General features: G+C 68.3%; 12 protein-coding genes and 1 tRNA gene. 6 read left to right on the top strand and 7 right to left on the bottom strand.

The annotated features are described in order from the left end of the window. Positions 1-42: 42 nt before the first annotated feature. From lon to MTBUT4_RS12955, 5 genes are all read right to left on the bottom strand, one after another. Positions 43-2,451, bottom strand: a complete 2,409-nt coding sequence (gene lon / locus MTBUT4_RS12975; RefSeq protein ID WP_173980108.1) for an endopeptidase La — start codon at positions 2,449-2,451, stop codon at positions 43-45. Between the two features lie 123 nt (positions 2,452-2,574). Then, the gene (gene clpX, locus MTBUT4_RS12970; protein WP_173980107.1) at positions 2,575-3,840 is read right to left on the bottom strand and encodes an ATP-dependent Clp protease ATP-binding subunit ClpX; all 1,266 of its coding nucleotides are present in this window, start codon (positions 3,838-3,840) and stop codon (positions 2,575-2,577) included. 157 nt (positions 3,841-3,997) lie between these two features. Beyond that, positions 3,998-4,645 carry an ATP-dependent Clp endopeptidase proteolytic subunit ClpP gene (gene clpP, locus MTBUT4_RS12965; protein WP_173980106.1) on the bottom strand — a complete coding sequence of 216 codons (648 nt, stop codon included), beginning with the start codon at positions 4,643-4,645 and terminating at the stop codon, positions 3,998-4,000. Positions 4,646-4,763: 118 nt separating this feature from the next. Further along, positions 4,764-6,215, bottom strand: coding sequence for a trigger factor (gene tig / locus MTBUT4_RS12960; RefSeq protein WP_173980105.1), 1,452 nt, complete (start codon positions 6,213-6,215; stop codon positions 4,764-4,766). A 77-nt stretch (positions 6,216-6,292) separates the two neighbouring features. After that, positions 6,293-6,378: transfer RNA gene (locus MTBUT4_RS12955), tRNA-Leu, on the bottom strand. 315 nt (positions 6,379-6,693) lie between these two features. Between MTBUT4_RS12955 and MTBUT4_RS12950 the strand changes: the two genes are divergently transcribed. Both MTBUT4_RS12950 and MTBUT4_RS12945 read left to right on the top strand, forming a co-directional pair. Continuing rightward, entirely contained in the window at positions 6,694-8,025 is a 1,332-nt protein-coding gene (locus tag MTBUT4_RS12950; protein WP_173980104.1) for a globin-coupled sensor protein, read from the top strand. 114 nt (positions 8,026-8,139) lie between these two features. Continuing rightward, positions 8,140-8,337 carry a hypothetical protein gene (locus MTBUT4_RS12945; protein WP_173980103.1) on the top strand — a complete coding sequence of 66 codons (198 nt, stop codon included), beginning with the start codon at positions 8,140-8,142 and terminating at the stop codon, positions 8,335-8,337. Positions 8,338-8,343: 6 nt separating this feature from the next. Here the strand turns inward: MTBUT4_RS12945 and MTBUT4_RS12940 are convergent, their stop codons facing one another. Further along, positions 8,344-10,485, bottom strand: coding sequence for a ComEC/Rec2 family competence protein (locus MTBUT4_RS12940; RefSeq protein ID WP_254434853.1), 2,142 nt, complete (start codon positions 10,483-10,485; stop codon positions 8,344-8,346). Positions 10,486-10,623: 138 nt separating this feature from the next. Between MTBUT4_RS12940 and gltX the strand changes: the two genes are divergently transcribed. The 3 genes from gltX to MTBUT4_RS12925 are packed head-to-tail and all read left to right on the top strand — an operon-like array spanning position 10,624 to position 13,566. Next, entirely contained in the window at positions 10,624-12,030 is a 1,407-nt protein-coding gene (gltX, locus tag MTBUT4_RS12935; RefSeq protein WP_173980101.1) for a glutamate--tRNA ligase, read from the top strand. Between the two features lie 56 nt (positions 12,031-12,086). Further along, entirely contained in the window at positions 12,087-13,391 is a 1,305-nt protein-coding gene (gene gltA / locus MTBUT4_RS12930) for a citrate synthase (protein WP_173980100.1), read from the top strand. Continuing rightward, entirely contained in the window at positions 13,384-13,566 is a 183-nt protein-coding gene (locus tag MTBUT4_RS12925; protein WP_173980099.1) for a hypothetical protein, read from the top strand. The genes gltA and MTBUT4_RS12925 overlap by 8 nt, the downstream gene beginning before the upstream one ends. Position 13,567: 1 nt before the next feature. On the opposite strand, the gene MTBUT4_RS12920 is transcribed toward MTBUT4_RS12925, so the two are convergent. Then, the gene (locus MTBUT4_RS12920; RefSeq protein WP_173980098.1) at positions 13,568-14,425 is read right to left on the bottom strand and encodes a DUF1207 domain-containing protein; all 858 of its coding nucleotides are present in this window, start codon (positions 14,423-14,425) and stop codon (positions 13,568-13,570) included. A 186-nt stretch (positions 14,426-14,611) separates the two neighbouring features. Here MTBUT4_RS12920 and MTBUT4_RS12915 point away from each other — a divergent pair, with 186 nt between their 5' ends. Next, a complete protein-coding gene (locus MTBUT4_RS12915) occupies positions 14,612-15,259 on the top strand; it encodes a TetR/AcrR family transcriptional regulator (protein ID WP_173980097.1) in 648 nt (215 codons plus the stop codon). Positions 15,260-15,279: the final 20 nt, after the last annotated feature.

Below are 15,279 nucleotides of genomic sequence, written 5' to 3'. Positions count from 1 at the left end.
GCCCGGCCGGCGGGGAGTCGCGACGGCGACGCGACCGGTCAGTCAGTGGGTGGTGACCGGCTCCACCGCCCCGCCGTCCTTGGCGGCGGCAGGAGCGGGCTCCTCGGCCGGCTCTTCCCATTCGATCGGCACCGGCATGCGCACCAGGGCGCGGGCCAACACCTCGTCCACCGTGGCGACGGGGATGATGTCCAGCCCCTTCTTCACGTTATCCGGAATCTCGGCCAGGTCCTTCTCGTTCTCCTTGGGGATGAGAACGGTCTTGAGGCCGCCGCGCAGCGCCGCCAGCAGCTTCTCCTTGAGGCCGCCGATGGGCAGCACGCGGCCGCGCAGGGTGACCTCGCCGGTCATCGCCACCTCGCGCCGCACGGCGATGCCGGTGATGGCCGAGACGATGGCGGTGCACATGGCGATGCCCGCCGACGGACCGTCCTTGGGGGTGGCGCCTTCGGGAACGTGGACGTGGATGTCCTTCTTCTCGAACACGGTCGGCTTGATCCCTAAGCTGACCGAGCGCGAGCGGACATAGGAGCGCGCCGCCTGCACGGATTCCTGCATCACGTCGCCCAGCTTGCCGGTATGGCTGAAGCTGCCCTTGCCGGGCATGGTGACCGCCTCGATGGTCAGCAGCTCGCCGCCCACCTCGGTCCAGGCCAGGCCGGTGACGGCGCCGACCATGTCCTCCAGCTCCGCCTCGCCGAAGCGGTAGCGCTTGACGCCGGCGTACTTTTCCAGGTTGCGCGGGGTCACCGACACCTTCTTCTTGCCCTTCGACACGATCTCGGTGGTGACCTTGCGCGAGATGTTGGCCAACTCGCGCTCGAGGTTGCGCACCCCGGCTTCGCGCGTGTAGTAGCGGCAGAGATCACGGATGGCGTCGTCGCCGATGGAGATCTCGGTCTTCTGCAACCCGGCCGCCTTGATCACCTTGTCGAGCAGGTGGCGCTTGGCGATCTCCACCTTCTCGTCCTCGGTGTAGCCGGACAGGCGGATCACCTCCATGCGGTCGAGCAGCGGCTGCGGCATGCGCAGGGTGTTGGCGGTGGTGACGAACATCACGTCGGACAGGTCGTAATCGACCTCGAGGTAATGGTCGTTGAAGGTCGAGTTCTGCTCGGGATCGAGCACCTCGAGCAGGGCCGAGGACGGGTCGCCGCGCCAGTCGGACCCCAGCTTGTCGATTTCGTCGAGCAGGAACAGCGGGTTGGACGACTTGGCCTTCTTCATGCCCTGGACGATCTTGCCCGGCATGGAGCCGATATAGGTGCGGCGGTGGCCGCGCACCTCGGCCTCGTCGCGCACGCCGCCAAGGCTGATGCGCACGAAGTTGCGCCCGGTCGCCTCGGCCATGGACTTGCCCAGCGAGGTCTTGCCGACGCCGGGCGGGCCGACCAGGCACAGGATCGGGCCCTTGACCTTCTCGGTGCGGGTCTGCACCGCCAGGTACTCGATGATGCGCTCCTTGACCTTCTCGAGGCCGTAATGCTGGGCGTTGAGGATGCGCTCGGCCAGCTTGACGTCCTTCTTGACCCGGGTCCGCTTCTTCCACGGAATGGTCAGCAGCCAGTCCAGATAGTTGCGCACCACGGTGGCCTCGGCCGACATGGGGCTCATGGACTTCAGCTTCTTCAGCTCGGCGAAGGCCTTCTCGCGCGCTTCCTTGGACAGCCGGGTCTTGCGGATGCGCTCTTCCAGCTCGGCGGCCTCGTCCTTGCCGTCCTCGGCCTCGCCCAGTTCCTTCTGGATCGCCTTCAGCTGCTCGTTCAGATAGTACTCGCGCTGGGTCTTCTCCATCTGGCGCTTGACCCGGTTGCGGATCTTCTTCTCGACCTGAAGGACGCCGATCTCGCCCTCCATGTACGAGAACACCCGCTCGAGGCGCTCGGCGATGGTTTCGGTCTCCAGCAGCTCCTGCTTCTCGGCGATCTTCAGGGACAGGTGCGAGGCGACGGTGTCGGCCAGCTTGCCCGGGTCCTCGATCTGGTTGACCGAGACCAGCACCTCGGGCGGAATCTTCTTGTTGAGCTTGATGTACTGCTCGAACTGCGAGACCACCGAGCGCGACAGCGCCTCCAGCTCCTGGGTCTCGCCCTCGCGCTCGTCGAGCACGTCGGCATAGGCCTGGAAGAAGGTCTCGTTGTCGGTGAAGCCGCTGATGCGGGCGCGGCTGCCGCCCTCGACCAGAACCTTCACCGTGCCGTCCGGCAGCTTCAGCAGTTGCAGCACCGTCGAGACGGTGCCGACGGTGTAGATGTCGTCGGTGGTGGGATCGTCCTGGGCCGCGTTCTTCTGCGCCACCAGCAGAATCTGCTTGTCCTCGCGCATGACGTCCTCGAGGGCGCGGACGGATTTCTCGCGGCCGACGAACAGGGGAACGATCATGTGAGGGAACACGACGATGTCGCGCAGGGGAAGAACGGGGAAGACGTCGCCGCGTGCGATTTCGACCATGATACCTCTTGGGTCAAGCGGCGGCCCGGATGGGCGCAGCCGTCGTAATGCCTTTGTCCTTCAGACCTAAGTGGTCCGAAGTGCCTATCCCGTCAAGGGGAGCCGGCCTCCCCCACCCGGGACTCAGGCGCTGGTGCCCACGTCTTCGCGCCGTTCGGAATAGATGTAAAGCGGCTGGGCACGGCCCTCCACCACTTCCTTGTTGACCACCACTTCCTCGACACCGTCCATGCCGGGCAGGTCGAACATGGTGTCGAGCAGGATGCCCTCCATGATCGAGCGCAGGCCGCGGGCGCCGGTCTTGCGGGCGATGGCCTTCTCGGCGATGGATTTCAGCGCCTCGTCCTGGAACGCCAGGCGGGTGTCCTCCATCTCGAACAGGCGCTGGTACTGCTTGACCAGGGCGTTCTTGGGCCGGGACAGGATCTCCACCAGGGCATCGACGTCGAGGTCGTCCAGGGTGGCGATCACCGGCAGGCGGCCGACGAATTCGGGGATCAGGCCGAACTTCAGCAGATCCTCGGGCTCGACCTCGCGCAGGATTTCGCCGGTGCGGCGCTCGTCGGGGCCGCGCACCTCGGCACCGAAGCCGATGGAGGTGCCGTTGCCGCGATTGCCGATGATCCGCTCCAGCCCCGAGAAGGCGCCGCCGCAGATGAACAGGATGTTGGTGGTGTCGACCTGCAGGAACTCCTGCTGCGGGTGCTTGCGCCCGCCCTGGGGAGGCACCGAGGCGACGGTGCCCTCCATGATCTTCAGCAGGGCCTGCTGCACACCCTCGCCCGACACGTCGCGGGTGATCGAGGGGTTGTCGGACTTGCGGCTGATCTTGTCGACCTCGTCGATATAGACGATGCCGCGCTGGGCGCGCTCGACGTTGTACTCGGCAGCCTGCAGCAGCTTGAGGATGATGTTCTCGACGTCCTCGCCGACATAGCCGGCCTCGGTCAAGGTGGTGGCGTCGGCCATGGTGAAGGGCACGTCGAGGATGCGCGCCAGGGTCTGCGCCAGCAGCGTCTTGCCGCAGCCGGTGGGGCCGACCAGCAGGATGTTGGACTTGGCGATCTCGATCTCGCCGGCCTTGCCGCCGTGCTGCAGCCGCTTGTAGTGGTTGTGCACCGCCACCGACAGCACCTTCTTGGCGTGATCCTGGCCGATCACGTAATCGTCCAGGACCGCCCGGATATCCTTGGGCGTCGGCACGCCATCGCGCGAGCGGACCAGGTGGGTCTTGTGCTCCTCGCGGATGATGTCCATGCACAGCTCGACGCATTCATCGCAGATGAAGACGGTCGGCCCGGCGATCAGCTTGCGCACCTCGTGCTGGCTCTTTCCGCAGAAGGAGCAATACAGGGTGTTCTTGGAATCGCCGCTGGTGGACTTGCTCATCGGTACTCCATCGGGAAAGCGGCCGTGGTGACGGACCGGTGGTATGTTAGCCATACCGTCACGCGCCGCACAACGAAAAACGCCCCGCGGCGCGGGCGCCGTGCCGGCTGAGGAAACGGGCGGGCGGCGGGGTCACCCTCCGCCGCCGGACGTTGGATCAGCCCTCGCCCGAACCGTCGTCGGACTTCTCGGGACGGCTGCTCACCACCTCGTCGATCAGGCCGAATTCCTTGGCGTCGGTGGCGCTCATGAACTTGTCGCGCTCCATCGCCTGCTCGATGACCTCGATCGGCTGGCCGGTGTGCTGGACATACATGTTGTTCAGCCGCGCCCTGAGCGCAAGGATTTCGCGGGCATGGATCTCGATATCGGTGGCCTGGCCCTGGAAGCCGCCCGAGGGCTGGTGCACCATGATGCGCGCATTGGGCAGCGAGTAGCGCTTGCCCTTGGCGCCGGCGGTCAGCAGCAGCGAGCCCATGGAGGCGGCCTGGCCGAGGCAGACGGTGGACACCTCGGGACGGATGTACTGCATGGTGTCGTAGATCGAAAGACCACTGGTCACCACGCCGCCCGGCGAGTTGATATAGAAGGCGATGTCCTTCTTCGGATTCTCGGATTCCAGGAACAGCAGCTGGGCGCAGATCAGGCTGGCGACCTCGTCGTAGACCTGGCCGGTGAGGAAGATGATGCGTTCCTTCAGCAGGCGCGAATAGATGTCGTAAGCGCGCTCGCCCCGGTTGGTCTGCTCGACCACCATCGGCACCAGGGTGTTCATGTAGAGGTCGATGGGGTCTCTCTCGCGCATGGCTCGTCCTTGTCGTTGGGCGCCGGCGGCCTGCCCGCGCTTTCGCATCAGATGGGCGCGAACACGCCCGATGTCAAAGCGGCCGCCGGCCCCGCCGTCGCGGGGCCGGCGCTCCCGATCACTCGCCCTTGTCGGCCTTCTTCTTGGCCGCCGGCTTCTTGGCCGGCTTGGCCTCGCCCTCGTCGGCCGGCTCGGCCTTGTCCGCCGCCTTCTTCTTGGCGGCGGCCTTCTTGGCCGGCTTGGCCTCGGCCTCCGCCTCGTCCGGGTCGGTGCGCAGGTCGGCGGCGGCGACCTCCTTGTCGGTCACCTGGGCCAGTTCGAGGATGAAGTCGATGACCTTGTCCTCGAAGATCGGCGCCCGCAGCGCGTCGAGCGCCTCGGGGTTGCCCTTGTAGTACTGGAACACCAGGTGCTCCTGGCCGGGATAGCGGCGCGCCTCCTCGATCAGGGCCTTGTTGAGGTCGTCCTGGGTCACCGAGACCGAGTTGGCGCGGCCGACATCGGCCAGCAGCAGGCCGAGGCGGACCCGGCGTTCGGCCAGGGCGCGGTAGTCGGCCTTCACCGTCTCCTCGTCCTTGCCCTCGTCGGTGGGGTCGATGCGCCCCTGTTCGCGATCGGCGGCGACCTGCTTCCAGATGGCCTCGAATTCCTGCTCCACCATGCTGCCCGGGACCGGGAAGTCATGGCCGGCGGCCAGGGCGTCCAGCAGCTTGCGCTTGACCTTCATGCGGGCCAGGGCGTTCAGCTCGCGGACGATCTCGTCGCGGATGGCGGTCTTCAGCGCCTCCAGCGAGTCCAGGCCGACCTTCTTGGCCAGTTCGTCATCGACCGCCGACGGGGCGGCGGCGCGGACCTCCTTGACGGTGACCGAGAACTCGGCCGGCTTGCCGGCCAGCTCGCCATTGCCGTAGGCGTCGGGGAAGGTCACGGAAACGGTGACTTCCTCGCCCGCGCTCTTGCCGACCAGCTGGTCCTCGAAGCCGGGGATGAAGGTGCCCGAACCCAGCTTGAGCTGGTAGTCCTGGGCCGAACCGCCGGGGAACTCGATGCCGTCCTGGCGGCCGACGAAGTCGATCACCGCGATATCGCCTTCCTTGGCGGCGCGGCCGACCGGCTCCGACGATTCGTGGCGCTCGGCCAGGCGGGCCAGGGTGTCGTCGACCTCCTCCTCGGGGGCCGCCGCCTTCTCGCGCTCCAGGGTGATGGAGGCGAAATCCATGGGGGCGATGTCGGGCAGAACCTCGAGCGCCACCGTGAATTCCAGGTCGGCGCCCTCGGCATAGGCGGTGATCTCCACCTTGGGCTGGGCCGCCGGGCGCAGGTTGCGCTCGGCGATGGCCGACTGGGCGCCGTCATTGACCGCCTGCTCCAGCACTTCGCCCACCACCGAGGGGCCGTACTTCTGGCGCACGATCTTCATCGGCACCTTGCCCGGCCGGAAGCCCGGCATGCGGACCGTGCGTGCGATCTCCGCCAGGCGGTCCTCGGTACGCGTGGCCAGCTGCCCCGCGGGGACGACGACCTTGTACTCGCGCTTCAGGCCATCGGTGTTCGTCTCGGTTACCTGCATCAGTCTTTCGCCAATCGAATCAAATCGTTGAGGAACCCCGGCGGCCACCGCCCCGCCTGCGGACGGGTGGAAGAAGCTGGTGCGGGCGAAGGGACTTGAACCCCCACGGCCGAAGGCCGCCAGAACCTAAATCTGGTGCGTCTACCAGTTCCGCCACGCCCGCAGGGGCAGGTGCGCGGCCCCCGAAGCCCGAAAACCTGGGGGCCGGCCCGCCGGAAACGGTGTCTATAGCACAGTCGGTGGCGCCGATACAGGCCTTCTACGCGGGGTTTTTCGCCCAACCCGGCAGGCAAAAACATCGGCGCAATTCCCGTCGAAGAATATGGTTGCCTGATTCCCCGGCTGAGATATAACCCTTGCTATGACCAAAGTTTAGACCAAGCCTCATCGGGTCAAGGAAAGGCATGTCCTTCTTCTCTTGACCGCGCGACGGCGAAACTCGTATGGATTGATCGTCAATCAGGGTCGGGGGACTCACATGGATCTGGATCGTTCGGGGCGTCTGTCTTTCCTTCAGATCGACGACGAGACCTGCCGCACGCTGCGCGACTTCCGCGAGGTCCTGGCGACCCGCATCGACCAGGTGCTGACCGCCTTCTACGGCCACGTGCAGAAGAATGCCGAACTGGCGTCCCTGTTCGGCTCGCCCGATCGCGTCGCCCATGCCCGCGCCATGCAGAAGAAGCACTGGATGGACAGCGTGTTCGCCGGCAAGTTCGACGACACCTATTTCGCCAACGTCACCGAGATCGGCAAGGTCCACCAGCGGATCGGGCTGGAGCCGCGCTGGTACACCGCCGGCTATTGCTGTGTGCTGAACGACGTGTTCGAGCTGGCGATCCAGCACTACCGCAAGAAGCCCGAAATGGCGGCCAAGGTCATCGCCGCGGTGAACAGGGCGGCGTTCCTCGACATGGATCTGGCCACCTCGGCCTACATCGAGACCAACACCGCCGCCATCATCGCCCGCGAGCTGGGCGCCAAGGCCGACACCTTCGAGCGCAACGTCAAGGGCGTGGTGGGCGAGGTCGCCGCCGCCGCGACGCAGATGGAAAGCGCGGCCCGCACCATGGCGGACAATGCCGAGGAGACTTCGGCCCAGTCCACCACCGTGGCCGCCGCCGCCGAGGAGGCCACCACCAACATCCAGACCGTGGCCGCCGCGGCCGAGGAGCTGTCCTCCTCCATCGCCGAGATCAGCCGCCAGGTGTCGCAGTCGGCCGCCATCGCCTCGTCGGCCATGGACGAAGCCAACCGCACCAACGAGATGGTCCAGAGCCTGGCCGAAGCCGCCGCCAAAATCGGCCAGGTGGTCAAGCTCATCAACGACATCGCCTCGCAGACCAACCTGCTGGCGCTCAACGCCACCATCGAGGCGGCGCGGGCGGGCGAAGCGGGCAAGGGCTTCGCCGTGGTCGCCCACGAGGTCAAGTCGCTGGCCACCCAGACCGCCAAGGCGACCGAGGAGATCGGGGCGCAGATCGCCGCCGTCCAGGGCGCCACCCGCGACGCCGTCGGCGCCATCGCCGGCATCGCCCGGACCATCGGCGAGATCAACGAGATTTCCGGCTCCATCGCCGCCTCGGTCGAGGAACAGGGCGCCGCCACCTCCGAGATCGCCCGCAACGTCCAGCAGGCCGCCATGGGTACCCAGGAGGTCACCGGCACCATCGCCCGCGTGTCCGCCGCCGCCTACGAAACCGGCAACGCCGCCCGCCAGGTGCTCGAATCCGCCAGTTCGCTGGCGAACAACTCGAATATCCTGGAAACCCAGGTCGATCTGTTCGTCTCGGACATCCGCAGCGCCTGAGCAAGCCATGCGCCCGACGGCGTCTCGCAGTTGCGAATTCGCAAAGCGCAATTTCGGCTGAGTGACATACACTCGTTCCGACCAAGGTCCGACCGAACCGGAAGGAGGAACGGCATGGGAATGCTGCTCAGGGATCGCGCCTACTGGCGCGGACGCGAAATCGGCGCCGTGGCCGACGATACGGACGAGCTGGACTATCTGGTGCGCAGCTTCCTGCGTGGCAATCCCGACGCCGCCGACGACGACGAATGCGTCGCGGCCCTGTGGCAGGGCATCGGCGCCACCCGCCCCGAAGGCCTGCCGCCGCACTGACGGCAACTACTCTTCCGCCGCCGGCGGTTCCTCGGGCACGGGCACGGGCTCGGGAATGGGCATGGGCATGGGGTCGGGCCGCTTGCGGCGGCGATGGGGACGGTGCGACCACGGGCGGTCGCCCTGCCAGCCGGCCACCGTCTCGATGCGGGCGCCGCCCTCCTCCAGCCAGAGCGCATGGGCGCCGCGCCGCCACAGGTCGAACCGGTCGATGACCACCCTGGGCACCACCGCCGGGCCGCGGCAGGCGCCGCGCAACGGCACCGCCGACACCACCACGGCGGCGGCGGCGCAACCGGCGGCGATGCCGGCCTCGTCCTGCACCAGCGCCACCACCGCCCCCTCGCCCCGGTAAAGGCATCCCACCTCGTCGCAGGCCAGCCTTCCGTCCTCGCTGCGGCCCCGCTTCGGCCAGCGCCCGGCGGCCAGCGGCCCGGCCCGGCGGTCCCAGGTCTCCTTGAGGATGCGGCCGCCGCGATTGACCAGCAGCGCCCCATCGGCCGTGCGCACCGCCATGGCATAGCCGCGCCCGTCCACCACTACGTCGGGTGGCTGGTGCAGCGCCAGCGTCGCCAGCCCCGCCACCATCGCCACCCAGCCCCCGTGGCGCCAGCGCCGCCGCCACAGCAGCAGCCACAGCCCGCCCAGGGTGAACAGCGTCAGGCCCCAGGCCGGCATGGGCGGCAGCACCACCGCCGCCGCCGGCCAGGCGGCGATGGCGGCAGCCAGGCGGTTGACCGCCTCGACGCCCCAGCCCATGGGCACCAGCGCCAGGAATTCCAGCCCGAACGGCATCAGCAGCAGGGCCACCGGCACGAACGGCATCACCAGGAACCCGGTCAGCGGCACCGCCGCAAGATTGGCGGCCAGCGACCACACGGCGAAGCGGTTGAAATGGTAGGCGCCGTACACCGCGGTGGCCGATCCCGCCACCAGCGAGCTGAGGGCCACCCCGGCCAGGTACAGGCCGGCCCGCTGCCACAGGCGGGGATGCTCGATCCGCCAGGCCGTCAGGCGCGGCGAGGCGACCTCGAAGGCGGCGATCAGGGCGGCCACCGCCGCGAAGGACATCTGGAAGCTGGGACCGACCAGCGCCTCGGGGGCCAGCGCCAGCACCGCCAGTGCCGCCCACGCCACCATGCGCATGGAGATGGCCGAGCGGTCCAGCAGAACCGCCAGCAGCACGATGCCGGTCATCAGGAACGAACGCTGCGCCGGCACCGGCGCCCCGGCCAGCAACATGTAGAGGAAGGTCGCCGCCAGCGCCACCGCCGCCGCCCATTTCTTGATGGGATGGCGCAGGGCCACCGCCGGCACCAGCGCCAGCCCGCCGCGCACCACGAAGAACACCAGCCCCGCCACCATGCCCATGTGCAGGCCCGAGATGGACAGCATGTGGGCCAGCCCGGAATCGCGATAGGCGTCCAGCACGTCGCGCGGGATGGCGCCGGTCTCGCCGGTCACCAGGGCGGCGGCGACGGCCCCGGCCGATCCCGGGATCGCCGCCAGGATGCGCAGGGTGATGCGGTGACGCAGCGCGTTCAGCCAATGCCCCTCGGCCGCCGGGACTATCACCACCGGCGGCGACAGCGCCGTGCCCACCGCCCCCAGGCCCTGGAACCAGGCATGGCGGGCGAAGTCGAAGGCGCCCGGCATCTGCGGCTGCGGCGGCGGCGTCAGCAGAGCGGTGACGGCGATGCGCGCCCCCACGGGCACCGGCTCGTCGCCCTTCAGGCGCAGGCGGACCCTGTGGGGCCGCGCCCCCTCCACCGCCACCTCGGCGTCCTTCAGGGTGACGCGCTGGCCGCCGCCGGCCAGCGGCTCCACCTCCTCGACGATGCCGCTGACCGCCACCTTGCCGCTGGGCCGCTCCAGCACCGGCGCCGCCACCAGCGCCGCCCGCAGCTGCACCGCCGCGAAGCCGGCGGCGCACAGCGCCAGGGCCAGGGAGGCCGCGACCGCCGCCGGCCGCCGCCGGCCCAGCCACAGGCCGCCCAGGGCAAGCAACAGCGGCGGCAGCGCCAGCCACCCCGGCGGCTCGGCGGGGGCGGCGAAATAGGCGGCGATGCCGAGGCCGAACAGCACCGGACTCCACAGCATCCAGCGGTCCCGATCGGCGACCAGGGCGGCGGCGAGGGCAGCGCCCAACCTTTCGTACGGGGAATATCCTATCCGGTCGGGCGGGGTTTTCGCCATCCAGCACCATCTCCGGGCTGTCACGGCTGAAAGAATATGTTAGACAGAGCCTGCCCGCCACCAAAGGAACCGGAGGTTCTGGCCCCCGCCATGACGGTCGTCACCCGCTTCGCCCCATCCCCCACCGGCTTCCTCCACATTGGCGGCGCCCGCACGGCGCTGTTCAACTGGCTGTTCGCCCGCCACCACGGTGGCAAGTTCCACCTGCGCATCGAGGATACCGACCGCGCCCGCTCGACCCAGGACGCGGTGGATGCCATCTTCGACGGCCTGAAATGGCTGGGCCTGGACTGGGACGGCGAGGCGGTGTTCCAGTTCGCCCGCATGGACCGCCACGCCGAAATGGCCCATCGCCTGGTCGCCGAGGGCAAGGCCTATCGCTGCTGGTGCACGCCGGAAGAGCTGGACAAGGTACGCGAGGAGCAGCGGGCCAAGGGCCTGCCCATGCGCTATCCCGGCATCTGGCGCGACCGCGACCCGGCCGAGGCCCCCGCCGGGCAGCCCTTCGTCGTGCGTCTGAGGGCGCCGCAGGACGGCGAGACCATCATCCAGGACCTGGTCCAGGGCGAGGTCAAGGTGGCCAACGCGCAACTGGACGACATGGTTTTGCTTCGCGGCGACGGCACCCCCACATACATGCTTTCGGTGGTGGTGGACGACCACGACATGGGTATCACGCACATCATCCGCGGCGACGACCATCTGACCAACGCCTTCCGCCAGTACCAGCTGTACAAGGCGTGCGGCTGGGAGCCGCCGGCCTTCGCCCATATCCCGCTGATCCACGGCCCGGACGGCGCCAAGCTGTCCAAGCGCCACGGCGCGCTGGGGGCCGAGGCCTACCGCGACATGGGCTTCCTGCCCGAGGCCATGCGCAACTACCTGCTGCGGCTGGGCTGGTCCCACGGCGACGACGAGGTGATCTCCACCAAACAGGCGGTCGAGTGGTTCGGCCTGGACAGCGTCGGCCGCTCGCCCGCCCGCTTCGACATGGTCAAGCTCGCCAACCTGAACGGCCATTACCTGCGCCAGGCCGAGGACGGCCGCCTCGCCGCGCTGGTGCTGCCGCTGGTCGAGGCCCGCATCGGCCATCCCGCCGACGACCTGGCCAAGGCCCGCATCCGGGCCGGCATGGGCGGCCTCAAGGAGCGCGCCAAGACCCTGGTCGAGCTGGCCGATTCGGCCGCCTTCTACGCCCGCCGGCGGCCGCTGGCGCTGGACGACAAGGCGGCCAAGGCGCTGGCCGACGACGAGGCCCGCGCCCTGCTGTCCGAGTTCCTGAACGCCGCCGCCGCCGGCGAGTGGACCAAGGCGGCACTGGAGGAAGCGGCCCGCGTGTTCGCCGAGGCACGCGGCCAGAAGCTGGGGAAGATCGCGCAGCCGCTCAGGGCGGCGCTGACCGGATCGTCGGTCTCTCCCCCCATCTTCGAGGTGATGGAGGTACTGGGGCGCGAAGAAACCCTGGGCCGCGTCGACGACGCCGCGACGCCGACCTGACGGACCTGCAGTCAACAACCAAACGCACTTGAGTGTGGAACCACGGGGTAGAAGACATGACGACAAACAGCGAAAGCGTCACGCTCATCAACAACAGCAACGGCAAGCAGATCGACCTGCCGCTGCACTCGGGCACCATGGGTCCGAAGGTGATGGATATCCGCAAGCTTTACAGCGACATGGACGTCTTCACCTATGACCCGGGCTATACCTCGACCGGCTCGTGCAAGTCGGCGATCACCTACATCGACGGCGACGAGGGCGTGCTGCTGCATCGCGGCTACGCCATCGACGACCTGGCCGAGAACTGCAACTTCCTGGAAGTCGCCTACCTGATCCTCAAGGGCGAGCTGCCCAACGCCGCCGAGAAGGCCAAGTTCGAGAGCGACATCAGCCACCATTCCATGCTGAACGAGCAGGTCTCGTTCTTCTACCGCGGCTTCCGCCGCGACTCGCACCCGATGGCGGTGATGTGCGGCGTGGTCGGCGCCCTGGCGGCGTTCTACCACGATTCCACCGACATCAACGACCCGCACCAGCGGATGATCGCCAGCTACCGGCTGATCGCCAAGATGCCGACCATCACCGGCTGGACCTACAAGTACTCGCAGGGCCAGCCGTTCATGTACCCGCAGAACCGCTATTCCTATTCCGAGAACTTCCTGCACCTGATGTTCGCCACCCCGTGCGAGGCGTTCGAGCCCAGCCCGGTGCTGTCGCGGGCCATGGACCGCATCCTCATCCTGCACGCCGACCATGAGCAGAACGCCTCGACCTCGACGGTGCGCCTGGCCGGGTCCTCGGGCGCCAACCCGTTCGCCTGCATCGCCGCCGGCATCGCCTCGCTGTGGGGTCCCGCCCATGGCGGCGCCAACGAGGCGGTGCTGACCATGCTGCACGAGATCGGCTCGGTCGACCGCATCCCGGAATTCATCGCCAAGGCCAAGGACAAGGACGATCCGTTCCGGCTGATGGGCTTCGGCCACCGCGTCTACAAGAACTACGACCCGCGCGCCAAGATCATGCAGCGCACCTGCCACGAGGTGCTGGACGAGCTGGGCGTGCACGACGAGCCCCTGCTCAAGCTGGCCATGGAGCTGGAGCGCATCGCGCTGGAGGACGAGTATTTCGTCAGTCGCAAGCTGTTCCCCAACGTCGATTTCTATTCGGGCATCATCTTCCGCGCCATGGGCATCCCGACCTCGATGTTCACCAGCCTGTTCGCGCTGGCCCGCACCGTCGGCTGGATCGCCCAGTGGAACGAGATGCTGACCGATCCGGACCAGAAGATCGGCCGTCCCCGCCAGCTCTATGTGGGTGCCGCACCGCGCAAGGTGCAGCCTCTCGAGCAGCGTGGCTGATCCGGTCCGCCTTTCCGTTCATCCCGAAGGGCGGCGCCTGCTGGCGCCGCCCCGACGGATTCCGCCGCCGGCCAACGACAACCGGGCGCCCATGCGCCTGCGCCTGCAACGCGCCGCCTTCGGCACCGCCATCCTGCTGATGGCCGTCAGCGTCGCCGCCAAGTGGCTGGGGTGACTCAGAAATAGGCGTGCAGGCCGAGGCCCCAGTACTCCGCCTTGTCCACGAAGAACTGCCCGTTGGGATTGCGGCCGCGGTAATAGTCCAGGCTGAGCTGCAGGGTGTAGTTCTCGCCGCCGCTGCCCACCAGTTCCACCCCCAGGCGGGCGGAGACGTCCCGCCCCCACCCGGTCTCCTCCAGGGCCTGCAGGTCGAGGGCGGCGATCGGCCGCAGCAATCCGTCGGCGAAGCTCCACGGGCCGCGCAGTTCGATGCCGGCCTGGGCCATGCCCCGGCGGATGTCCGATGGCTCCTGGTCGAACAGCACGCCGCCGCCGCCGTACAGGCGCAGCGCCCCGCCGGCGAAATCCCGCGACAGCTTGAGGTCCACCGCCTCGTAGCTGAGATTGATGCGGTTGCGCTGGTTGTCGCGGCTGCGCAGCAGGTATTCGTCGCCGAGATGCGAGCTTTGGTGATAGAGGCGCGCCAGCGCCGACCACGGCCCCCGGCGCCAGGCCAACGGCAGCCCGACCCAGTAATCGGCGTTGATCAGGTCCTTGGACGGGGCTTCCAGGTCGAAGATGGCGAACACCCCCACCTGCAGCCCGATGCCCCAGCGCCCGCCCGCCGCCGGCGCCTGGTAGAACGAGAAGGAATCGCCGATGGTGGCCTGGCCGACCGTGCCCAGACCGGCGTGGCCGCCGTAATCCTGCAGGGCGGCGGCGTAATGGGGCCAGCGCGGATCGGCCAGCAGCGGCGCGAACAGGATTTCGCGCGGCAGCACGGTGGCGCCGTCGGCCGCGTCCGCCGCCGCCGCACGGCACGGGTCCGCCAGCACCATTGCCGTCAGCACCGCCGCCGCCCATCTCGCCCGCATCGATCTCTCCGCCCACCGCCCGGCTTCATGTCGAGCGCCGCCCCTCCGCGCGCCACCCTGACGGAAGAGGGGCTGTGCTAAACCTGCATATTCCAGGCGTGAACCTGCTGGATAGCGACGCGCGAACCGTGCTAACAATCCGCACATGCCATTCCGGCATCTGCGACCGCACCGAGACGAGCTTCCATGGTGCTTGAAGCGAAGCCCAGATCCGCCCAGCGCCGCCTGCCCCGCCAGGAACGGGAACGGCTGATCCTGGACGAGGCCATCCGCTTCTTCGCCGAGGTCGGGTTCGAGGGCCAGACCCGGGTCCTGGCCGAGCGCATCGGCGTCACCCAGCCGCTGCTGTACCGCTACTTCCCCGACAAGGACGCGCTGATCGAGCAGGTCTACCGCCATGCCTTCGTCGATGGCTGGAACCCGGCCTGGGACGCTGCCCTGGCCGACCGCGAGCGGCCGCTGGAAGACCGGGTCGTCACGCTCTACCACAATTACAACCGCATGAACTTCACCTTCGAGCGGGTGCGGCTGTTCATGTTCGCCGGGCTGAAGGACAGCCGCCTGGCCGACCGTTTCATGGATTTCCTGCGCGAGCACATCCTGGTGCCCTTGGCCCGCGAATTGCGCCACGAGGCGGGACTGCCCGAGGCCCCGCCCTCGCCCGCCGAGATCGAGTTCGTCGCCGGCCTGCACGGCGCCATCGGCTATGTCGGGGTGCGCCGCTGGGTCTACCAGGTACCCATGCCCGACGACATCGAGCCGGTGATCGGCGCCATCGTCTCGGCCTTCCTGGCCGGTGCGCCGGCCGCCATGCGGCGCCTTTCACCGGTCTAAGCTCTTGCCAAGCGGGCGCG

The organism is Magnetospirillum sp. UT-4 (assembly GCF_902729435.1).
Taxonomy (GTDB): Bacteria; Pseudomonadota; Alphaproteobacteria; order Rhodospirillales; family Magnetospirillaceae; genus Magnetospirillum.
This window is presented reverse-complemented; position numbering and strand designations above follow the sequence as displayed.

Bases quoted from the DNA above. Each gene is read 5' to 3' on its own strand.
- lon (WP_173980108.1), bottom strand. From the start codon at position 2,451: ATGGTCGAAATCGCACGCGGCGACGTCTTCCCCGTTCTTCCCCTGCGC.
- clpX (WP_173980107.1), bottom strand. From the start codon at position 3,840: ATGAGCAAGTCCACCAGCGGCGATTCCAAGAACACCCTGTATTGCTCC.
- clpP (WP_173980106.1), bottom strand. From the start codon at position 4,645: ATGCGCGAGAGAGACCCCATCGACCTCTACATGAACACCCTGGTGCCG.
- tig (WP_173980105.1), bottom strand. From the start codon at position 6,215: ATGCAGGTAACCGAGACGAACACCGATGGCCTGAAGCGCGAGTACAAG.
- MTBUT4_RS12950 (WP_173980104.1), top strand. From the start codon at position 6,694: ATGGATCTGGATCGTTCGGGGCGTCTGTCTTTCCTTCAGATCGACGAC.
- MTBUT4_RS12945 (WP_173980103.1), top strand. From the start codon at position 8,140: ATGGGAATGCTGCTCAGGGATCGCGCCTACTGGCGCGGACGCGAAATC.
- gltX (WP_173980101.1), top strand. From the start codon at position 10,624: ATGACGGTCGTCACCCGCTTCGCCCCATCCCCCACCGGCTTCCTCCAC.
- gltA (WP_173980100.1), top strand. From the start codon at position 12,087: ATGACGACAAACAGCGAAAGCGTCACGCTCATCAACAACAGCAACGGC.
- MTBUT4_RS12920 (WP_173980098.1), bottom strand. From the start codon at position 14,425: ATGCGGGCGAGATGGGCGGCGGCGGTGCTGACGGCAATGGTGCTGGCG.
- MTBUT4_RS12915 (WP_173980097.1), top strand. From the start codon at position 14,612: ATGGTGCTTGAAGCGAAGCCCAGATCCGCCCAGCGCCGCCTGCCCCGC.